A 20676-nucleotide genomic window follows, 5' to 3' on the forward strand; every position below is an offset into this window, starting at 1 on the left:
CGCCACCGTCAGCAGACTCATGGACATGGCAACGAACTCCCTGCTCCAAAGCTCCCGTTCGGCGGACTCACCCCGCAAGGACCACGCCTCCCCCGGCCTCACCCTCACCGCCGCCATGCTCGGCTTCGCCCTCATCACGCTCGACGCCTCCGTGGTGAACGTGGCGCTGCCCGCGATCGGCGACTCCCTGGGCGGCGGCATGACCGGCCTCCAGTGGGTCGTGGACGCCTACACGCTCGCCTTCGCCGCCCTGATGCTCTCCACCGGGGCACTCTCCGACCGGATCGGCGCGACCAGGGCATACGCGATCGGCATCACGGTGTTCACCCTCGCCTCGGTGGCATGCGGGCTCGCGCCGTCGCTGCCCGTGCTGATCGGCGCCCGGGTGGTGCAGGGCGTGGCGGCCGCCGTGGTCCTGCCCGCCTCGCTCTCCCTCGTACGCCAGGCCTACGCGGACGCGGCCAAGCGGGCGCGCGCGGTGGCCCTGTGGGCGGCGGGCGGTTCGGTGGCGGTGGCTCTGGGGCCGGTCGCGGGCGGCGCGCTGACCACCTCGTGGGACTGGAGCGGCATCTTCTTCGTCAATGTCCCGCTGGGCGCGGTGGCGCTGGTCCTGCTGCTGCGGGCCCCGCGCTCGGAGCGCCGGCCCGCGCCCCTGGACGTGCCGGGCCAGTTGCTCGCGGTCCTGACGCTGACGGCGGTGACGTTCGCGGTGATCGAGGGCGGTACGACGGGTCTGATCGCCCTGGTGGTCGCGGTGGCGGCGGGTGCGGTGTTCCTGCGGACGGAGGCGCGGCAGGCGCACCCGGTGGTGCCGCTCGGCCTGTTCCGCGACCGGACGGTCGCGATCACCGTCGCGGCCGGTGCCGCGTGCAGCGTCGCCTTCTACGGCCTCGTCTTCGTCTTCAGCCTCTTCTTCCAGGAGGTGCAGGGGCGTTCGGCGCTGTGGGCCGGGCTGATGTTCCTGCCGATGACCGGGCTCATCGCGGTGACGAACGTCTTCGCGGGGAAGCTGGCGGCTCGGGTGGGGCCGCGGGTTCCGATGCTGGTGGGGCAGGCGGTGGCGGTCCTGGGGCTGCTGGCGCTCTTGTTCGCCGACGCGTCGACGCCTGCGCTCGGCCTGGCGTTCCTCATGGTGCCGCTTGCCCTTGGCTGTGCGCTGACCATCCCGCCGCTCACGGCGGCGATGATGGAGGCGGTGCCGGGTGACCGGGCCGGCCTTGCCGCGGGGGTTCTCAACTCTGCCCGGCAGGTGGCCGGGGGCCTGGGAATCGCGGCCTTCGGGGGCCTGGTCGCGGGGGACTTCGTCTCTGGGATGCGGGTGAGTCTGCTGATCGCGGCGGGGCTGCTTGCGGCCTCGGGGGTGGCGACGCTGGGGCTGCGGCGCGGGCGTTGATTTTCCCCGACCCCGCCCCTTCCCGGCCGTGACATGTGCGGCTCCGCCGCGGGCCGCGCTGGCGCGGGGCTGAACTCCTTCAGCCCCTCCGGCGTTTGAGGAGCGGGGTCCGGGGCGGATCCCCGTGGCGGGGCGCCGAGCCGCAGGGTCAGGAACCGTCCCTCAGGCCTTGAGGCCAGTTCGGACGGAACTCGATCCCGTCGTACGTCACCACGCACCCCTCCCCCACCGGGGACTGCGCCATGAAGCCGACCAGGGCCGCGCCCGCCGTCTTCTCCTCGCCCAGGGAGAAGATGCGGACGAACGTCCACTGCTTGCCGTCCAGGGACGCGTGGAAGGCGAAGGCCGATCCCGTGCGGCTGATGCGGAGCCAGACGCTGCTGCCGTCGACGACGAACGCGTTCGCGTCGTCGGAGCGGCCGCGGGTGACGACCGTGCAGACCGTCGCCTCGTCCGGCGACCGCTCCAGGCAGAGCTTGGCCCACTCCCGGTCGCCCACGTGCAGGTACAGCACGCCCGCGTCGAACGCCGCCGCGAAACCGACCGTCACCCGCGCGATCAGCTGGAAGTCGCCCTCGGGCGCCCCGAGCAGGCGAGGCGCGTCCGACGCGGGGTCGAGCGCCTCGCCCGTCGGCGGCACGAAGCGGTCCTGCCGGGCACCCGCCCAGCCGGTGAGCACACCGTCCTCGTACGACCAGTTGCCGTCGGGGCCGTACGTGCGCAGGGAGAAGGGCAGTTCGGGGATGTTGACGTCCATGGACGTCAGTGTTCCAGGCGCCCGTCGTAGCGACGCGGCAGCCCCAGCGGGTTCTCGTCCCGCAGCTCGGGCGGGAGCAGCGCGGCGGGCGTGTTCTGGTACGCGACGGGGCGCAGCCAGCGCTCGATCGCCGTACCGCCCACGGAGGTGGAGGTGGACGTCGTCGCGGGGTACGGCCCGCCGTGGTGCTGAGCGGGCGCCACCGCGACCCCGGTCGGCCATCCGTTGACCAGGAGTCGCCCGGCCAGCGGCGTCAGCTCGGCGAGCAGTTCGGCCCCGCGCCCCTGGCCCGCGGCCTCCTCGGCGGACAGCTGCACCGTGGCCGTGAGGTTGCCGGAGAGCCGGGTGAGGGCTGCGGTGATCTCCGCGTCGTCCTCGTAACGCGCGACGACCGTCACCGGCCCGAAGCACTCCTCCAGGAGCAGATCGTGCTCACCCTCGGTGGCGAGCTTCGCCGCGGGGACCGTCAGGAAGCCAGCGCTCACCGTGTGCTCGCTGCCCGCGCCCGGCGTCACCGGCGCGTCCACGTCCGGCAGTTCGCCGCGCTCGCGCACGCCCGCCACGAAGTTGTCCCGCATCCGGTGGTCGAGGAGCACCCCTGCCTCGGTGTCGCTGACCGCCTCCGTCAGGGACTTCAGGAGCCGGTCGCCGCCCGCGCCGGCCGGCGCGAAGACCAGGCCGGGCTTGACGCAGAACTGACCGACGCCGAGCGTCATCGAGCCCGCGAGACCGGCTCCGATCTCCTCGGCGCGCTCGACGGCCGCTCCCTCGGTCACGACGACCGGGTTGAGCGAGCCGAGCTCTCCGTGGAAGGGGATCGGCACGGGGCGTGCCGCCGCCGCGTCGAAGAGGGCGCGGCCGCCGCGGATGGAGCCCGTGAAGCCCGCGCCGGACACGAGCGGGTGCTTGACGAGCTCGACGCCCGCGTCGAAGCCGTGCACGAGGCCGACGGCACCCTCGGGGATGTCGTGCCGGGCGGCGGCCCGCCGCAGCGTCGACGCCACCAGCTCGGAGGTGGCCGGGTGGTCCGGGTGCGCCTTGACGACCACGGGGCAGCCCGCGGCGAGCGCGCTCGCGGTGTCGCCGCCGGGGACGGAGAAGGCGAAGGGGAAGTTGGACGCCGAGTACACGGCCACGACGCCCAGCGGGATCTTGTAGCGCCGCAGGTCGGGGATGGGCGGCGTCGCGCTGCTGTCGGGGTGGTCGATGACGACGCCCAGGAAGCCGCCCTCGTCGACGATGTCCGCGAAGGCCCGCAACTGGTAGCAGGTGCGGGCGAGTTCACCGGTGAGCCGGACGGGACCGAGCGCGGTCTCCGCGTCCGCGGCCTCCACCAGGTGTTCCTTGGCCGCGTCGAGCAGTTCGGCCGCGGAGCGCAGGAAGGCGGCGCGGACGGTTCGGTCGGCCAGGGCGTCCTTGGCGGCCAGCGCGGCGCGTACCGCCTGATCCACCTCTTGGGCTGTGGCTTCGACCGCAACCTGCTCGCGCTGCTTCCCGGTTCGGGGGTCGACACTCCAGACTGGTGCTGCTGCCACGGCGGGCTCCTCCAGAGGTGATGCCGCAGATGTGCTTACAGATGTGCTGCCACCCACCTGGGCTGTTCGATATGCTGAACGCTGTCTCCGTTGATGAATAGCGGAGGCTTCGGAGACTATTTCTCGTCGAACTAAGGGGTCAAGGGCGATGTCGGCTGGCGAGACTGGCGGGGCACAGGTCAAGTCCGCTGTGCGGACGGTTGAGTTGCTCGAATACTTCGCGGGACGTCCCGGAATGCACTCTTTGGCCGCCGTCCAGGAAGCGGTCGGTTATCCCAAGTCCAGCCTCTACATGCTCCTTCGTACGCTGGTGGAGCTCGGCTGGGTCGAGACGGACGCGACGGGCACGCGCTACGGCATCGGGGTACGGGCCCTGCTGGTCGGCACCTCGTACATCGACGGTGACGAGGTGGTGGCCGCGGCGCGTCCGACGCTCGACCGCCTCTCGGACGACACCACGGAGACGATCCACCTGGCGCGCCTGGACGGCACGAACGTCGTCTATCTGGCCACGCGCCAGTCGCAGCACTATCTGCGGCCCTTCACGCGGGTGGGCCGCCGCCTCCCGGCGCACTCGACGTCCCTGGGCAAGGCGCTGCTCGCCACCCACACCGACGAGCAGGTCCGCAAGATGCTCCCGGAGACGCTGCCCGCGCTGACCGAGCACACGATCACCGACCGCGAGAAGCTGATCGAGGAGCTGCGCACGGTCCGCGAGCAGGGCTTCGCGGTGGACCGCGAGGAGAACACGCTCGGCCTGCGCTGCTTCGGCGTCGCCATCCCTTACCGCACGCCCGCGCGGGACGCGATCAGCTGCTCCGTGCCGGTGGCACGCCTTACGCCCGCGCACGAACAGATGGTGAAGGACGCGTTGTTCGACGCGCGTGACCGGCTGACACTGGCGACTCGTAGGCTTTGAGCATGGTGAGCACAATGAGCATGGATGTCAGTCTGCGCCCGGTGCACGACAGTGATCTCCCGGTCTTCTACCGGCAGATGAACGACCCCGAGTCGAGCCACCTCGCCGCGTTCACCTCACCGAGGACGGCGGACCGGACGCTCTTCGAAGCCCACTGGAAGAAGCTCCGGGAGTCGGCCGGCATCGTCGTGCGGACGGTCCTCGCGGACGGCGACGTGGTGGGCAACGTCTCGGTGTACGGGGAACCGGGCGAGCGGGAGGTCACGTATTGGATCGACCGCTATTACTGGGGCCGGGGGCTGGCCACGGCGGCGTTGCGGCAACTCCTCGCGGAGGTCCCCGAGCGCCCGCTGTACGCCCGCGCGGCGGCGGACAACGTGGGGTCGCTGCGGGTCCTGGAGAAGTGCGGCTTCCGGGTCACGGCGCGGGCCAGCGGGTTCGCGCACGCGCGGGGCGAGGAGATCGCGGAGGACGTGCTCCGGCTGGAGTAAGCCCGCGGTCCGCCCCGGGCGGTGTGCGAGCAGGCACCGCCCCTCCCCCGCACGGCGGACCCGGATCATCGCCGGGCAGGAGGCGCCCCGCGCTCGACGCCGGAAGCGTGGTGGCCATGAGACAGGCCCTGCGCACCGCCGCCATCCTCGCCGCCCTTCCCTACCTCACCCTCAAGATCGCGTGGATCACGGGAAGCCACATCGGCATCCCCGAAAGCAGCAGCCTGCTCGAACACCGCACCACCATGATCTTCGCCAACGGCCTCACCCTGCTGATGGACGCGAGCGTCATCGTCCTCGCGCTGCTCCTGACCCGCCCCTGGGGCCTGCGCACCCCCGCCTGGCTGCTCACCCTCCCCATGTGGGCCGCCACCGGTCTGCTCACGCCGATCATGGCCGGGTTCCCGCTCCAGCTCCTGGTCAAGGCGCTCGGCGGCAGCGTCAACAGCCCCTCACAGAGCGGCGGCGACAGCGGCGCCTTCCTCCACGAGTGGGTCTTCGGCGTCGTGTACGGCGGCTTCATCCTCCAAGGCCTCGCCCTCGGCGCCCTGTTCGTCCTGTACGCGCGAGACCGCTGGGGCCACGTGTGGCGGGGTCTCGTCCGGGACCTGCCCGGTGCGGCCGCCGGCCGGAGCCTTCCCCGGGGTGCCGCCATCGCAGCCGCCCTCCTCGCCCTCGCGCCCCTGGTCATGCACCTCCTGTGGGTCACCGGCTCCACGGCCGGCCTCAGCAAGGCGCGGAGCGATGAGCGCACGACCGACTTCTACGTCCTCGAAGCCATGGACATGATCTACCTCGGCTCCGCGGTCGCCGGCGCTCTGCTCCTCACCTTCCGGCGGGCGCCCGCGCTGCCCGTCAAGGTGCCGCTCGCCCTGGCCTGGCTCGGCTCGGGCGCGGTCGCCTGCTGGGGCGGCTGGCTGCTGTTCGCCTCGGTCCTCGGCGAGGACGACATCGCCAGGCAGCCGACGCCGGCGATGCTCCTGACCTACTCTGTCCAGATGATCGTCGGGGCACTGGTGGCCACCCTCGGGGTGGTCTTCTTCAAGGAGCGGGCGGACGCGGCCGTCCGTGCCCCGCGGCAACCGGCGTGAGACCACTCGCGACAGCCCTCCCGGTCCTGTTCGGGCGGCGGACGCGGCGCCGGTGGATTCATCTGATCCTCGGCGGCGCGCTCGCCATGCCGTACGTCTTCGTGGGCTCCGTCGCGGTCGGACCGCTGCTCGGCGAGGACAACGTGTTCGGCTCGCTCGCCTCCCAACTCACGGCGTTCGTGGTGGGGTTGCCGCTCGCCGCGATCACCGCGCTCTTCCCGCTCACCCGGCCCATGTCGGTGGCCGCGGTGCGCGCGCTGTGCGACGTGCCGGGCGACGCGCTCGCCGAGGGCCCCGCACGGTCCCGGCAGGCGCGCGGACGCACCGTCGCGTGGTTCACGCTGCACCTCGGGCTCGGCGGGGTCATCAGCGGAATGTCCCTCGCGCTGCCGCCGTTCGCCGCGGTGCTGATCGCGCTGCCGTTCGCCGCGGCCCTGCGAGGCAGCCGGATCGGGATGCCCGAAGTCTTCGGCGAGAGCTGGATGCTGGCGCTCGCCCCGGTCATCGGGATCCTCTCCCTCGTCGCGCTCGCGGGGTGCGCGGCGGCGGCCGGGGGCCTGCTCGCACGCTGGGCGCCCGAACTCCTCGGGCCCTCCCCCGCCGACCGGCTCGCGGCAGCCGAGCAGCGCGCCGCGGACCTCGCCGTACGCAATCGCCTCGCCCGGGAGCTGCACGACTCCGTGGGCCACGCCCTGAGCGCGGTCACGCTCCAGGCGAGCGCCGCCCGCAGGGTCCTGGACCGTGACCCGGAGTTCGTCCGCGAGGCGCTCGCCGCCATCGAGGAGACGACCCGGCGCACGGTGGGCGAACTCGACGCGGTCCTTGGGGTGTTGCGGGAGGGCGGCGGCGACCGGACGAGCCCGACCGCCCCCGCCCCGACGCTCTCGGCCGATCTCGACGGGCTCCTCAAACGCACCCGCGCGGGCGGCCTGCGGGTGAAGGCCACGGTCGAGCTGGGCCCCGACGGCCCGGACGCCCTGCCCGCGATGGTGTCCCGCGAGGCGTACCGCATCGTCCAGGAAAGCCTGAGCAACGCCCTGCGGCACGCGGGCCCCGACGCCCCGGTGACGCTCCGGATCGCCCTGGACGGCACCGACCTGTGCATCCTCGCGGATAACCCGCTGCCCCACCGTGCCCCCGCATCCCGCCCCGGCGGCGGCCATGGCCTGCGCGGCATCACCGATCGCGCCCGGCTCCTGGGCGGCACCGCCGACGCGGGACCGGCGAACGGCAGCTGGCGACTGAACGTACGACTTCCCCTGAAGGGACCCGCATGACCGAGACGGCAGTCGACCCGATCCGCATCGTGCTCGCCGACGACGAGCGCATGGTGCGCACCGCCCTGCGCGTGATCCTGTCCGCCGAGCCCGATCTGGAGGTCGTCGGCGAGGCGGCGACCGGCGCGGAAGCGGTGTCCGTCGTGCGCGAGCTGCGGCCCGACGTGGTCCTCATGGACGTACGCATGCCGGAGATCGACGGCATCCGGGCCACGGAGCAGATCCTGCGGACGCAGACGGAACCACCGCGCATCGTGGTCGTGACGACCTTCGAGAACGACTCCTACGTGTACGAGGCGCTGCGCGCCGGGGCCTCCGGGTTCCTGCTCAAGCGGGCCGACGCGGACTCGCTCGTGCAGGCGGTGCGGCTCGTCGCGCGCAGTGACTCGCTGCTGTTCCCCGCCGCGGTGCGGGCCCTTGCCGCCGAGCACGCGCGCGCCAGGCCCGCGCCGCCGGCCTGGGTGGGCAGGCTCACGGGGCGCGAGAGCGAGGTGCTGCGGCTGATGGCCGCGGGCCTGACCAACGCGGAGATCGCGGGGCGGATGGGGGTGGGGCCCGCGACGGTGAAGACGCACGTGGCCTCGGTCCTCGCCAAGACGGGGGCGCGGGACCGCACGCAGGCGGTGATCGCGGCGTACGAGGCGGGCTTCATGAACACCGACTGACCCCCGCTCGTGGTGCCCCAGGAGTCGCTCGCAGTATGAGGAATCTCTAAGAAACCCGGCAGAACGGAACGAATACCTCCGCGCCGCTCGTCCTTTTACGGGATGAACAAGACGATCAGGCATGCCTCGGTCTTCACGCTGCTGCTCGTGGTCGCCCTCCTGGTGCGGGCGACGTGGGTGCAGTTCTACGACTCGAAGGCTCTCGCGGACGACAAGCTGAACCGGCGCAACGCGATCGAGCAGTACGCGAACCCGCTGGGCGACATCATCGTGGGCGGTGCGGCCGTCACCGGCTCCGAGCGGACGAAGGGCGGCGACCTCAAGTACAAGCGCACCTACAAGGACGGCGACCTGTACTCGTCCGTCACGGGCTACAGCTCGCAGGTGTACGGGGCCACCCAGCTGGAGGGCATCTACAAGGACGTCCTGGACGGCACCGACAACCGGCTGAAGAACCCGATGGACACGCTGACGAACAAGCGCGCCGACCCGGGTGACGTGATCACGACGATCGACCCGGCGGTGCAGAAGGCCGCGTACAAGTCGCTGGGCGACAAGAAGGGCGCGGCCGTCGCCGTCGACCCGAAGACCGGCAAGATCCTCGGCATGGTGTCGACGCCGTCGTACGACCCCTCGGACATCAGCGGTTCCACGGACTCCAAGGAGTGGCAGGCGCTCCTGAAGGACGAGGACAAGCCGATGGTCAACCGCGCGCTGCGGCAGCCGCTGCCGCCCGGCTCGACGTTCAAGCTGGTCGTCGCGGCAGCGGCCCTGGAGGACGGGCTCTACGGCTCGGCGGACACCGGGACCGACAGCCCGAACCCGTACACGCTGCCCGGCACGACCACCGTCCTGAAGAACGAGAGCGCGAGCGCGCCCTGTGAGGACGCCACGATCCGTACGGCGCTGCAGTACTCGTGCAACAACGTCTTCGCGAAGATGGCCGTCGACCTGGGCCAGGACAAGGTCAAGTCGATGGCCGAGAAGATGGGCTTCAACACCGACGAGCTGGACGTGCCGGTCCGCGCCTCCGAGAGCGTGTACCCGTCCGGCATGGACAAGGCCCAGACGGCGCTGACCGGCATCGGCCAGTTCGACGTGACGGCGACTCCGCTGCAGATGTCGATGGTCTCGGGGGCGATCGCCAACGGCGGCGAGCTGGTGTCGCCGCACATGGTGTCCCAGATCACCGACTCGAACGGCGACGTGCTCGACTCGTTCGACGACGCGGACTCCGAGCGCGTGATGAGCGAGAGCACGGCGAGCCAGCTGCAGTCGGCGATGGAGACGGTCGTCGAGAAGGGCACGGGTACGAACGCGCGGATCAGTGGCGCGGACGTGGGCGGCAAGACGGGCACGGCCCAGCACGGCGAGAACAACAGCAAGACGCCGTACGCCTGGTTCACCTCGTACGCCAAGGGCGGCGACGGCAAGGAGGTCGCGGTGGCGGTCATCGTCGAGTCCTCGGACGCGGCGAGGTCCGAGGTCAGCGGCAACGGCCTCGCGGCGCCGATCGCGAAGGCGATGATGTCGGCGGCGCTGAAGTCGTGACCGGAGTGCCCGCGGGGGTGCCGACGCACGCGACGGCACCCCCGCGGAGCTCAGCGGCGCGAACGCCGGAGCTGCCAGGCCCACAGGGCGGCCGGCGGGACCAGGGCCCCCGCGAGAAGCCCACCGACGAAGCCGAGCCCCGAGTCGGTGTCGCCGTCGTTCATGGCGACGACCAACCCCGCCAGGACGACGACCACGGCCATCGCGGCCACCAGGAGGTAGAACTTGCGGCTCAAGAAGTTCCGCCGCCCCGGCGCGGGCGGCGGCGACCCCACCTCCGCCCCCGGCCCAAGGCTCGCGGCCAGCGGCCGCTTGAACCACGCGTAGACGATCCAGTTCCCGCAGGCCTCCCAGCCGTCGGGAGCCAGCCTCTCGTCGAGCCCCTCACGCCCCCGTGTGACGAGCTCACGGCGGTACTCCCAGCGCTGCGGCCGCTCCAGGTCGCGGTGGCTGACGAAACGGCCGAGCGCGTCGACCCGTTCCACCTCCCACCCCTCGCCGCCGAAGCGGTTGAGCAGCTCCTCGTCGACGTACGTGTCGGCGGTCCACCGCCACGTCTCGACGTCCGCCTCGGGGGTGTCGGGCCCCTGCACCCCGGCCGGTGCCAGTTCGCGGGCGAACTCGTCGACCGGGCCGAACTCGGCCTCCGGGCCGGCTCCGTCCGTCTCGTCCAGGTGCGCGCCGAGATCCGCGACGGTTGCCTCGACGCGGTCGGCGGGCAGTCCGAGTTCCCGCAGCCGGTCGGCGAGGGCGAGGAGGTAGCTGTCACGCAGGTAGCCCTCGTTCATCGCACGCCCGCCTTCGCCAGGACCTCGCGCACGGACCCGTCGAAGGCGAGCCACAGCCCGCCCTGCTCCCCGAGCGTGGCGCGACCGGCGTCCGTCAGGGAGTAGTAGCGCCGGCCGGGCCCCTTCTCGGTGGCCCGGAACTCGGCGGCGACCAGGCCCGCCTCTTCGAGGCGGTTGAGGACGGGGTAGAGCGTGCCGCCCTTGATCTGGCCGAAGCCGGCGGCGCCGAGCAGCTTGGCGATCTCGTAGCCGTAGCTCTCGCCGTCGGTGAGGCCGGCGAGCACGAGCAGATCGAGTACGCCCTTGAACCAGCTGGCCCGGCGGTCGGTCTTCGCGCCCCCGGAGGCGGGTGCGGTCATGGGTCAGCTGCCCTTCGGGGTCGGCTCGTAGGTGGGGAAGTTGCTGACCGCCTCCGGTTCGGGGAGCGTCAAGTCCCGCACGGAGAGGGCGATGTGGATGGCGATGGGCAGCAGCAGACTGCCGGTGGACACATAGAGCCCGGCGAACAGCGCCCCGACGAGACCGAAGGCGATGACGCCGCTGCGGCCCTGGTAGACACCGGCGATGGCGTACACGAGCGCCGAAAGTGCCGCCGCCACATAGAGGTTGAGGTCGAGCACGCCGACGGCGAAGGCGATCAGGAGCCCGCGGTAGACGAGTTCGGCGCAGATGCCGTCGGTCACGGCGACGGCGATCGCGAGGCGGCGTTCCCGTGCGGTGCGCGGCAGCATCGCCTGGATGGAGGCGAGACCCGGCACGTTCCTGCCGCCTTCGGCGAGGGCGCGCATCTTGCGGCCGGACACCACGGCGACCGCCCCCATCGTGACGATGACGACGATCGTGGTCACCGGCGACTCGGGCGCCGCGATGCCGAGGTCGGAGGCGGCCATGGCCGGCGAGAGCAGCAGGACCGCTCCGGCCAGTGCGGCGAGGGCCCACCAGAAGACGAGGACGAAGGTGAAGTAGCCGACGAGAGCGCCTGGTTCGGTGTCGCGGCGGCGGGCCAGCGAGCCGTAGAGACGGCGGCCGAGCCAGGGCTCGCCCAGCAGCAGATAGGCGCCGAGCACGGCGGTGACGACCGTGGAAGCGGCCGAGAACTCCGGTGAGAGCGAGGCGGTCATGGTGGGGTCCCCCTTCCCGAAGGGGCCGCGCGGCGCGTGCCGCACGGCCCCATGAGCATGTGAGCTACCTAGACCGTAGAGCGACCTAGTCAGGAATGCAACCTATCTAGTTATGCCGAGCATTGTGAGGCGGGCTCTGCGGGGCGACCCCTGTGGGGCGAGCTACTCCACGAAGTACGTCGGGTTCGGCAGCTTGTAGGTCTTGTCCGCGTATCCGCCGGCGAGGTCGGAGACCTGGTCGCCGAAGCTGCCGACGATGTTGTAGCCGGTCGACTCGATGTGCTTGCGGGTGCCTTCCTTGAACTGCACGGTCGTGCACTCCCACTTGGCGGGCGTGGCGCAGTCGCTCAGGTAGGCGGGCGGGGCCGTCTTGTTCTTGGTGAAGACGTGCGTGGTGTCGAGCGGCGTGTCGTACCCGGCCCTGGCGAGGTTCGTGACGGCGCCCTCGCGCTGCGACTCGCTCAGACCGGTGAGGAAGAAGACCTCGACGCCCTTGCTCCTGGCGTACTTGACGAGTTCGGGCATGCCGAAGACGGCGGGGCGCTTGGCGGCCTTCACGTACGCGTCCCATGTGGCGCCGTTGTACGTGTAGTTGGTGCGCTTCTCGTAGTCGAAGCTGAGCAGCGAGGTGTCGTCCACGTCGAGGACGATCGCGGGCTTCTTGCCGTGCGTGCCGTTCTTCTCGCCGTGTCCGCCGCTGTGCGCGCCGGCCTTCCTGATGTCCTTCCTGGCCTTCGCCTGGATGCGCGCCAGATCCTTGGCGTACGGGCTGTCGGGCGAGGAACGCCAGACACCGTCGGCGTCCTCGTACGCGCCGTAGTAGTCGTCGATCTCGCCGACGAGCAGGCCGATGTTCTGGGGTTCGGCGGTGTGCCGCGCCGAGGAGTTGTCGGCGGTGGCCGCGCCGGTGCCGTACAGCGCGGCGCCGGCGGCGGCACAGGCGGTGGCGATGGCGGCCACCCGAAGGGACGTGCGCATAAGTCGATTTCTCCGGATCGGGTCTGTGCGGGGGCGTGTGTTCGTGCCGTTGTGTGTCCGTGTGTTCAAGCAGCTCAAGGCCTGTCTACGCGCACTGTCTACGCGCATCACACACCACCCCGCGAGACCCTTTACCCGATCAATACCTGATCCGGGGAAAGCCTGGGGTCACGCTCCGGGCGTCCACCCCGGGTCGCGGCCGCTGAGGCCGATCACGCGGTCGAGAAGAGGGGCGCCATCCGGCACCGGGACCGGGGGCCCGAACGGGCTGTCCTCGGAGGCGTCGCCCTCCTGGGGCGTGAGCAGCTCCCGCGCGACCGCGAGGCTCGCCTCGTCCGGTGCGTACGCCTGCCCTGTCGCGCGCGCCAGGTCCCAGCCGTGCACGACGAGTTCATCCATGGCCACGGCCCCGGCGACGGCACCCGGCAGGTCGATGCCGCCCGCCCTCGTCATGCCCTCGTACGCGGCCGGGTCGCGCCACGCCTCCACCAGCTCTCCGAGCAGCTTGGGCAGTTCGGCACGCCACTCGGGGCCGATGTCGGGAAGGGAATCCCCCGGGTTCTGGTCGAGCTGCGGTCCCAGGTTCTTGCGCCCGGCGTCCCGGAACGCGCCCGTGAGGCCGATCAGGTGGCCCAGCAGATGGCGTACTTGATACTCCGGGCAGGGCGTGGGCCCCGCGAGCTGCTCGTCGGTGACGCCCTCCGCGACGGCCGCCACCAGCCGGGCCTGCCGATCGAAGTCGACGATCTTCGTCATGATTCCTCCTGAATCCGGGCGGCCCTTCCCCACGGACCGCTGCCCTGCCCTGTAGACCGACCCGGAACCCGGAACTCATCGCCGAGGCCCGCGAGCCTCTGCCTGGGCGCGGTGCTGGTCTCCGGCTTCGGGAGCTCATGACCGACCCCTCGCGTGCTACTTCACGTCGGCCCAGCGCTTGACGTGGCCAACGGCCTCCGCGAGCTCGTCGGGCGGCAGCTTCTCGATGGCGTTGCCGTGGTGGGCGCCGGGCGCGATGTAGCGGTACGAGTCACGCTTGCTGGGCGTGAACTTCTCGGCGCTCCACGGATCGTTCTCGGCGTAGATGAAGAGCATTCGCTCGCCCTTGGTCCGCACCCAGCGGTCGACGTCGGCGACGGTCCTGCCCTCGTAGGTTCCGCCGCGCATGGCGGCAGGGAGCGAGGAGTCGGGGTGCCGCAGGCCCGGGTACCGGGTCAGACCGTCGAGATGGTTCAGCTTCAGGGCCGCCCAGCCGAGCTGCGTGGCGGCCTGTCGGTCGTGCGGGCCGCCGCCGTGGGTGCCGAGGACCTCGTCCTGGAACATGCCCATGCCGTTCTTCCTGGACCAGGCGTACAGCTCGTCGTCCGTGGCCTTCTTCGCGTCGGGCACGGTCGGGCATGCGTCGATCCCGCCGCTCTGCCAGAAGCCCCACACCTGTTCGAGCACGCCTCGCTCGTAGGCGCGGTCCGCGGTGCCGAGGTTCTCCTCGAACGTGGCGCCTTCCTTCGCTGCCTCCGCCTCGAACCTGGGAAGCAGCGTGTCACGGCGCAGGAGCATCTCGCGCTGCACGGCATTCAGGGCGCCGCGGCACTCACGTGTCCCGACGGTCCTGAAGAAACGCTCATAGGCGTGGTCGTCCGCGTTGTCGGCGTCGTTCGGCGCGACGACCGCGACGACCCCGTCCAGGTCGTCGGGGTAGTAGCGCTCGTGGTACGTCGCCGTCATGCCGCCCTTGCTGGCGCCGACGCCGATCCACTTGCCCTTCTCGATGCCACGCAGCGCCCGGGTAAGCCGGTGCTCGTCGGCCGCCTCCTGCTGGACAGTGAGCTTCGACCAGTCGTCGCCCGCGGCCCCGGAGGGGCGCGACTTCTCGAAGTAGCGGTGCTCCACGCTCACTTGGTTTGCGTCGAGGATGTCGGTGAGCGGCGTGACGCCGGAGAAGAGGTCGTAGCCCGGAGTGAAGAGGACCGTCGGCCTGTCCGTGCTCTTGTGCCAGAGGGTCAGGCGCTGGGTGAAGGTACCCGCGCCCGGGTCGCGGTGGTCGACGGGCTGGGCATAGGTGAGCGAGTACTGGGGGTGGCCCCGCACCTCTTCCACGCCGGTGACCGTCATCCCGGGAATGCCTTCCAGGCGTTCACGGAAATCTTCGGCGCCGGCTCCCGCCACACCGGCGGGCGTCCGCGCCGCCGCGGGCGCGGACCCGGCCAGTACGGCCGAGCCCGCCAGCACGCCCGCACACAGCAGCGCCGACACCCCTTTGGCGCCCTTGATCCCCTTGTTCCGCACTCGCCCCAACCCTCCTTGCAAAGCCACTACTTCACATTGGCCCAGCGCTTGATCGTAGCGATGGCCTCGGTCTGCTGTGCGGCGGGGAGTTTGGCGATGGAGGCGCCGTGGTTGGAGGCGGGGGCCTCGTAGCGGTAGGAGTCGCGGTGGCTTGGGGTGAACTTCTCCGCGCTCCACGGGTCGTTCTCGCCGTAGATGAACATCATCCGCTGGCCGCGGGTCTTCACCCAGTGGTCGACGTCGGCGATGGTCCGGTTGTTGTACGAGCCGCGCATCGACTCGGGCAGCACGGAGTTGGGCTGGTAGATGTCCGGGTGGTTGCGGACGTCCTTGAGGTGCTTGAACTTCAGGTCAGCCCAGCCGAGTTGGGTGGCGGCCTGGCGGTAGTAGGGGCCTGTGCCGTTCGTGCCGAGGGTCTCGTCCTGGTAGACGCTGAGGCCGTGCTTCTTCGACCAGTCGTAGAGCTCGTCGTCGGTGGCTTTCCTGGCGTCGGGCACGGTCGGGCAGTTGTCGACGGTGCCGCTCTGCCAGAAGTTCCACACCTGGTCGAGCACCGCGAACTCGTAGGCCCGGTCGGTGGTGCCCAGCGTCTCCTCGAAGGTGTCGCCGTTCGCCTTCGCGTCCGCCTCGAACTTGGGGATCAGCGCGTCACGGCGTACGAGCATCTCGCGCTGCACGGCGTTGAGCGCGGCACGGCACTCGGCCGTGCCGACCGTCCTGAAGAAGTGCTCGTAGCCGCTGTCATCCCTGTTGTCGGCGTCGTTCGGGGCCACGAAAGCGACGACCGCGTCCAGGTCATCGGGGTAGAAACGCTCGTGGTAGGTCGCCGTCATGCCGCCCTTGCTCGCGCCCGTGCCGAGCCACTTGCCCTTCTCGATGCCGCGCAGCGCCTGCGTGAGGCGGTGTTCGTCGGCTGCCTCCTGCTGGACGGTGAGCTTCGACCAGTCGGAGCCGGCCGCGCCCGAGGGGCGGGACTGCTCGAAGTAGCGGTGCTCGACGCTGACCTGGTTGGCGTCGATCAGCTTGGTGAGGGCGGTGGTGTTCGAGGCGAGGGTGTAGCCGCCGGTGTACAAGACGGTCGGTTTGTCCGTGGCCTTGTGCCAGAGCGTGGCGCGCTGGGTGAACGTGCCGGCGCGGGGATTGCCGTGGTCGACGGGCTGCGTGTAGGTGAGCGTGTAGAAGGGGTGGCCCTCCCTGTCGGCCACGGAGACGACCTTCATGCCGGGGATCTTCTCCAACTGCTCCCGGATGTCCGCCTTGGTGGCCGCCGCCGGACTCGCGTCACCCTGCGCGGCCGCGGGCGCCGCCCCGCCGAGTACGGCCGCGCCCGCCATGAATCCGGCACAGACCAGCGCGGATATCCCCTTGTTGCGCACCTTGTCTCCTCGTACTGGAGCGAAATGGTTGCGCGGATGGTAACCGCTTCCACTCGCGGTGCGACAGAGGGTACTCGCGGTGCGACAGTGGCCATGTCGCGGTGCGACAGGGGCTATGTGAGGTGTGCCAGGGCCGTCGTCACGTGTGCGAGATCCTCGTCGGACGCCAACCCGGCGTGGTAAAGCCGCAGTTCGTCCGCACCCAGCGTGGCCGCGTTCTCGGCGTCGGCGGCGAGGGTGGCGGGGCTGCCGCCCATGCCGGAGACGACGGTGAGGTTCGCGGCGAGGGTGGTGCGGGCCGTGCGGTGCGCGGCGAAGGGCGCCAGCGCCCGGGCGCCGCCCGTACAGGGCACGACCACGCCGTCGGCCACGGAGAGGATGCGCTCGGGATCGACTCCGGCGTTGGCCCCGCAGTGGTACGCCACCGGGTCGGCGTGCAGCAGTACTTGGAAGCCGTACGGGGCGGCGGCGCGCACGGCCGCGATCGCCGCCTCCTGGAGCGTACGGGCGGTTTCCTCGCGCCACGCGCGCGTGGCGGCCGCCGTCTGCGCCCCCAGGAGCTTCTCCACCGCCTCCCAGCCCCCGGGAGGCTCCTCGCCGCGCCACACGGGCTCCAGGGCGCGGCGGACACCGGCCGCCAACTCGTCGGGGGCGAGGCCTTGCCCGGCGTACCCCGCACGGCAGTCCGCGCAGAAGCAGAGGGACATCAGGTACTGCCCGGCCTCCCCGAGCGGCACTCCCGCGATCTTGTCGTGAGCGTGCAGATGCGCGAGGCCGTACCAGCCGAGGGACTCCAGCTCGGTGCCGCCCGCGCCGGGCCGGACGGCGGCCTCGGCGGCGAGATCGACGAGGTACGCGCGCGTGGCGGGCCGTGCGATGCAGGGCGCCCAGGGATAGCGGTCTCCGTAGGCGTTGACGACGCCGGTGTCCGGATGCTCGGCGCCCATACGGGAGTTGTGGGCGAGGACGACCCAGGTGTGCACGTCGAGCCCGGCGGCCGCCAGCGCTTCGGCGGCCTCTCCGTAGGCGTCGCCGGGGGCCCAGCTCCCGGCCGCGTACGGGCGCAGCTCGCGTCCCTGCCACCAATCGCCCGGTTCGTAGAGCACCGCCGCGTGCTCGGCGGTGACGATGCGGTGGCGCGGGTGGCGCGGGGTGAGCGCGCGGGTGGAGTGGTAGGCGGAGGCGAGGGTGACCTGCTGGACGCCGAGGCCGGCGACGCGCGCGGGCGCCGCGGGGTCGCCGACGACGTCCCAGGGGTACAGGAAGGCGGAGGTCCTCACGCGCTCTCCTCCCGCAGCAGGGCCCGCCCGCGCTCGGTCAGTTCGGCGAGGCGCTTGATGTGTTCATCGGCGGGTTCGTGCAGCGGCGTCCGCACCCCGCCGACGTCGAGCCCGGCCAGGCGTACGCCCGCCTTGACGAGGGAGACGGCGTATCCCCTGCCCTCGGCGCGCAGCTCCACGAAGGGGCGGTAGAAGCCGTCGATGAGGCGGTTCACGGTGGCGTCGCCCTCGGCGGTCCGGGCGTTGAAGGCCCGGTGGAAGGCGAGCGCGATGTCGGGCGCGAAGCAGAAGACGGCGGACGAGTAGAGCGTCACGCCGATGCCGCGGTAGGCGAGCCCGGTCAGCTCGGCGGTCGGCAGGCCGTTGAAGTAGAGGAAGTCCTCCGGGACTTCCGCGCGTACGGCGCTGACGATGCGCTGCATCAGGTCCATGTCGCCGAGGCCGTCCTTGAACCCGATGATGCCCTCGGTGCGGGCGAGCCCGACCACGGTCTCCGGGGTGAACACGGCGTTGTCGCGCTGGTAGACGATGACTTCGAGGGAGGTCGCCGCGGCCAGTTCGGCGTAGTGCCGAAGCAGGCCCTCCTGCCCGGCCACGACGAGATAGGGAGGCATCGCGAGCAGCCCGTCGGCGCCCGCGTCCTCGGCGAGCTTCGCGTACCTGACGGCGAGCGCGGTGCCGTAGCCCGCTCCCGCGACCACCGGCACGCGTCCCGCCGACTCCTCGACGGCGGCGGCGACGCACGCCCGGAACTCCTCGGGCGTCAGGGCGTGGAACTCACCCGTGCCGCAGCAGGCGAACACGGCCGCCGCACCCGCCTCGACCCCCGCGCGCACGTGCGCGCGGAAGACGTCGAGGTCGATGGAGCCGTCCGGCGCGTAGGCGGTGACCGGGAAGAACAGCGGCCCGCTGGGGATGTCGAGTCGAGCGGCGAGGGGTGCTGACGTCACGGGCTCTCCCTTAGCGTGCACGTTTTCCGATCCACGTTTCTGATCCACGTCCATATTTCTGAACAGCTCCACGCTAAGGTGCCCGCCGATCCCCGGTCAAGCGTCAAGGTCGGCAAGAGAATCGCGATTTGAGAGCGATTCGCGAGCGGATCACGCACCTCCGTACGACACTTGACGCGACGAGCCGTCGATCTCTAGCGTGTCCACAAATGTGAATGCTGTACGTACACATACACAGGAGACCTTCCTCATGCCCGCTTCCCGCACCGTCCTGCTCACCGGCGCCGCAGGCGGCCTCGGCACCCTGATGCGGGGGCTGCTTCCGGCCTACGGCCACGACCTGCGGCTGCTCGACGTGCGGCCCATCGAGGGCGAGCCGGACGCGATCACGGCGGACCTCGCCGACAAGAAGGCGCTGCGGGAGGCCGTGCGGGGTGTCGACGCGGTCATCCATCTCGCGGGCATCTCCCTGGAGTCCTCCTTCGACAAGATCCTGCGGGCGAACATCGAGGGGACGTACAACCTCTACGAGGCGGCGCGCGAGGAGGGTGTCCGCCGGGTCGTCTTCGCCTCGTCGAACCACGCGGTGGGGTTCACGCCGCGACCCGTCGGCGACGATCCGCTGATCGCGGTGGACACGCCGCGCCGCCCCGACACGTTCTACGGCCTGTCGAAGTCCTTCGGCGAGGATCTCGCCCAGTTCTACTGGGACAAGCACGGGGTCGAGACGGTCTCGGTGCGGATCGGGTCGTGCTTCCCGGAGCCGACGAGCGTGCGGATGCTGTCGGTCTGGATGTCGCCGGGCGACGGCGCGCGACTCTTCCACGCGGCGCTGACCGCTTCCACGGTGGGGCATGCGGTGGTGTACGGCTCGTCCGCCAACACGCGGCTGTGGTGGGACCTTTCGTCGGCGCGTGCGCTGGGCTATGAGCCGCAGGACGACTCGGAGCAGTACGCGGAGAAGCTGGTCGCGGAGCAGGGCGAACTGGATCCCGGGAACCCGGATCACGCGAACCTGGGGGGCCACTTCTGCACCAACCCTCAGGTGTGGCCGTACTGAGGGGCCTCTTTCCCCAACCCCACCCCTTCCCGAAAACCCGCTGCGCGGGGGCGTCCTCAAACGCCGGACGGCTGAAAGATTCAGCCCGTCCGGCGTTTGAGGACGAATCCCGAACCCCCACCCGGGCGCCAAACGGGCACCCGAGGCCCCCCGAACGGGCACCCCGCCCGCCCGAACCAGAGGCCGCGGCCCCGCCAAACGGGCAGAGACGGGCGCCATCGCCCCCGTTCCGAGCCTGTTCACACACCCCGCCCCGCTGTAGAACTTTCCCCCAGGGCCCGAACGGGCACGGCGAGGGAAGGAGGCGGCCATGACCGCGGAAGAGCGTCAGCGAAAAATCGTCCGGGCCGCGCGGACCTCCGGCTCCGTGGACGTCACCGCCCTCGCCACCGAACTGGGCGTCGCCAAGGAAACCGTCCGCCGGGACCTCCGCGCCCTGGAGGACCACGGACTCGTCCGCCGCACCCACGGCGGCGCCTACCCCGTGGAGAGCGCCGGCTTCGAGACGACCCTCGCCTTCCGCACCACCATGCACGTCCCGGAGAAGCGAAGGATCGCCACCGCCGCCGCCGACCTCCTCGGCGACGCCGAAACGGTCTTCGTCGACGAGGGCTTCACCCCGCAGCTCATCGCCGAGGCACTCCCCGAGGCCGCCAAGGGCCGCCCGCTGACCGTGGTCACCGCCTCCCTGGCCACCGCCGGCGCCCTCGCCGAGGCCGCCGACATGTCCGTGCTGCTCCTCGGCGGCCGCGTCCGCCCCGGCACCCTCGCGACCGTCGACCACTGGACGACGCGCATGCTGGCCGGGTTCGTGATCGACCTCGCCTACATCGGGGCCAACGGCATCTCCCGTGAGCACGGCCTGACCACGCCCGACCCCGCCGTCAGCGAGGTCAAGACGCAGGCCATCCGCGCGTCACGGCGCACCGTGTTCGCGGGTGTGCACACCAAGTTCGGGGCGACGAGCTTCTGCCGGTTCGGGCACGTCGGCGAGCTGGAGGCGATCGTCACGAGCACGCAGTTGCCCGCCTCCGAGGCACACCGCTACTCGCTCCAGGGCCCCCAGGTCATCCGCGTCTGAAACCCCCGCTCGCCCTCCCCCACTCCCCTCCCCACTCCCCGTCCGCACCTTTCGTGATCCCGCACGCCCGAACCCACCCC

20 protein-coding genes are annotated in these 20676 nt (G+C 71.3%); 9 read left to right on the top strand and 11 right to left on the bottom strand.

Features of this window, described 5'->3' with window-relative positions:
• Window positions 1-25 precede the first annotated feature (25 nt).
• Entirely contained in the window at window positions 26-1393 is a 1368-nt protein-coding gene (locus tag ACWD02_RS29295; RefSeq protein WP_451215525.1) for an MFS transporter, read from the top strand.
• 148 nt (window positions 1394-1541) lie between these two features.
• On the opposite strand, the gene ACWD02_RS29300 is transcribed toward ACWD02_RS29295, so the two are convergent.
• Entirely contained in the window at window positions 1542-2150 is a 609-nt protein-coding gene (locus tag ACWD02_RS29300) for a DUF1349 domain-containing protein (RefSeq protein ID WP_451215527.1), read from the bottom strand.
• 5 nt (window positions 2151-2155) lie between these two features.
• Window positions 2156-3685, bottom strand: a complete 1530-nt coding sequence (locus tag ACWD02_RS29305) for an aldehyde dehydrogenase (NADP(+)) (RefSeq protein WP_451215529.1) — start codon at window positions 3683-3685, stop codon at window positions 2156-2158.
• A gap of 148 nt (window positions 3686-3833) precedes the next feature.
• Here ACWD02_RS29305 and ACWD02_RS29310 point away from each other — a divergent pair, with 148 nt between their 5' ends.
• The 6 genes from ACWD02_RS29310 to ACWD02_RS29335 all read left to right on the top strand — a co-directional run bounded on the left by ACWD02_RS29310 (window position 3834) and on the right by ACWD02_RS29335 (window position 9679).
• Complete coding sequence (locus ACWD02_RS29310; protein ID WP_160504308.1) at window positions 3834-4604, top strand: IclR family transcriptional regulator; 771 nt, start codon at window positions 3834-3836, stop codon at window positions 4602-4604.
• A 20-nt stretch (window positions 4605-4624) separates the two neighbouring features.
• The gene (locus ACWD02_RS29315; protein ID WP_451215998.1) at window positions 4625-5095 is read left to right on the top strand and encodes a GNAT family N-acetyltransferase; all 471 of its coding nucleotides are present in this window, start codon (window positions 4625-4627) and stop codon (window positions 5093-5095) included.
• A 116-nt stretch (window positions 5096-5211) separates the two neighbouring features.
• A complete protein-coding gene (locus ACWD02_RS29320; RefSeq protein WP_451215531.1) occupies window positions 5212-6186 on the top strand; it encodes a hypothetical protein in 975 nt (324 codons plus the stop codon).
• Window positions 6183-7463, top strand: a complete 1281-nt coding sequence (locus ACWD02_RS29325; protein ID WP_451215533.1) for a sensor histidine kinase — start codon at window positions 6183-6185, stop codon at window positions 7461-7463. The genes ACWD02_RS29320 and ACWD02_RS29325 overlap by 4 nt, the downstream gene beginning before the upstream one ends.
• Entirely contained in the window at window positions 7460-8128 is a 669-nt protein-coding gene (locus ACWD02_RS29330) for a response regulator transcription factor (RefSeq protein ID WP_451215535.1), read from the top strand. The genes ACWD02_RS29325 and ACWD02_RS29330 overlap by 4 nt, the downstream gene beginning before the upstream one ends.
• A 102-nt stretch (window positions 8129-8230) precedes the next feature.
• Complete coding sequence (locus tag ACWD02_RS29335; protein WP_451215537.1) at window positions 8231-9679, top strand: peptidoglycan D,D-transpeptidase FtsI family protein; 1449 nt, start codon at window positions 8231-8233, stop codon at window positions 9677-9679.
• A gap of 50 nt (window positions 9680-9729) precedes the next feature.
• Here ACWD02_RS29335 and ACWD02_RS29340 read toward each other — a convergent pair whose 3' ends face one another.
• The 9 genes from ACWD02_RS29340 to ACWD02_RS29380 all read right to left on the bottom strand — a co-directional run bounded on the left by ACWD02_RS29340 (window position 9730) and on the right by ACWD02_RS29380 (window position 18455).
• Window positions 9730-10467: a hypothetical protein gene (locus tag ACWD02_RS29340; protein WP_451215539.1), complete on the bottom strand. Its 738-nt coding sequence runs from the start codon at window positions 10465-10467 to the stop codon at window positions 9730-9732.
• Window positions 10464-10826, bottom strand: coding sequence for a PadR family transcriptional regulator (locus ACWD02_RS29345; protein ID WP_451215540.1), 363 nt, complete (start codon window positions 10824-10826; stop codon window positions 10464-10466). The genes ACWD02_RS29340 and ACWD02_RS29345 overlap by 4 nt, the downstream gene beginning before the upstream one ends.
• A gap of 3 nt (window positions 10827-10829) precedes the next feature.
• Entirely contained in the window at window positions 10830-11588 is a 759-nt protein-coding gene (locus tag ACWD02_RS29350) for a CPBP family intramembrane glutamic endopeptidase (protein ID WP_451215542.1), read from the bottom strand.
• A gap of 162 nt (window positions 11589-11750) precedes the next feature.
• Entirely contained in the window at window positions 11751-12566 is an 816-nt protein-coding gene (locus tag ACWD02_RS29355; RefSeq protein WP_451215544.1) for an HAD family acid phosphatase, read from the bottom strand.
• Window positions 12567-12734: 168 nt separating this feature from the next.
• On the bottom strand, window positions 12735-13322 hold the full coding sequence (locus tag ACWD02_RS29360) for a TIGR03086 family metal-binding protein (protein WP_451215546.1): 588 nt from the start codon (window positions 13320-13322) through the stop codon (window positions 12735-12737).
• A 156-nt stretch (window positions 13323-13478) separates the two neighbouring features.
• Entirely contained in the window at window positions 13479-14849 is a 1371-nt protein-coding gene (locus ACWD02_RS29365) for a S28 family serine protease (RefSeq protein ID WP_451215548.1), read from the bottom strand.
• A 26-nt stretch (window positions 14850-14875) separates the two neighbouring features.
• On the bottom strand, window positions 14876-16225 hold the full coding sequence (locus ACWD02_RS29370; protein WP_451215550.1) for a S28 family serine protease: 1350 nt from the start codon (window positions 16223-16225) through the stop codon (window positions 14876-14878).
• Window positions 16226-16338: 113 nt separating this feature from the next.
• Window positions 16339-17505, bottom strand: coding sequence for a hypothetical protein (locus ACWD02_RS29375; protein WP_451215552.1), 1167 nt, complete (start codon window positions 17503-17505; stop codon window positions 16339-16341).
• The gene (locus tag ACWD02_RS29380; protein WP_451215554.1) at window positions 17502-18455 is read right to left on the bottom strand and encodes a 5-dehydro-4-deoxyglucarate dehydratase; all 954 of its coding nucleotides are present in this window, start codon (window positions 18453-18455) and stop codon (window positions 17502-17504) included. Before ACWD02_RS29380 ends, ACWD02_RS29375 begins: the two co-directional genes overlap by 4 nt.
• A gap of 250 nt (window positions 18456-18705) precedes the next feature.
• Between ACWD02_RS29380 and ACWD02_RS29385 the strand changes: the two genes are divergently transcribed.
• Together ACWD02_RS29385 and ACWD02_RS29390 are read left to right on the top strand one after the other, a co-directional pair.
• Entirely contained in the window at window positions 18706-19515 is an 810-nt protein-coding gene (locus ACWD02_RS29385; RefSeq protein ID WP_451215556.1) for an NAD-dependent epimerase/dehydratase family protein, read from the top strand.
• A gap of 310 nt (window positions 19516-19825) precedes the next feature.
• The gene (locus ACWD02_RS29390; protein WP_451215558.1) at window positions 19826-20596 is read left to right on the top strand and encodes a DeoR/GlpR family DNA-binding transcription regulator; all 771 of its coding nucleotides are present in this window, start codon (window positions 19826-19828) and stop codon (window positions 20594-20596) included.
• Window positions 20597-20676 lie beyond the last annotated feature (80 nt).

The organism is Streptomyces sp. NPDC002853 (genome assembly GCF_053591915.1).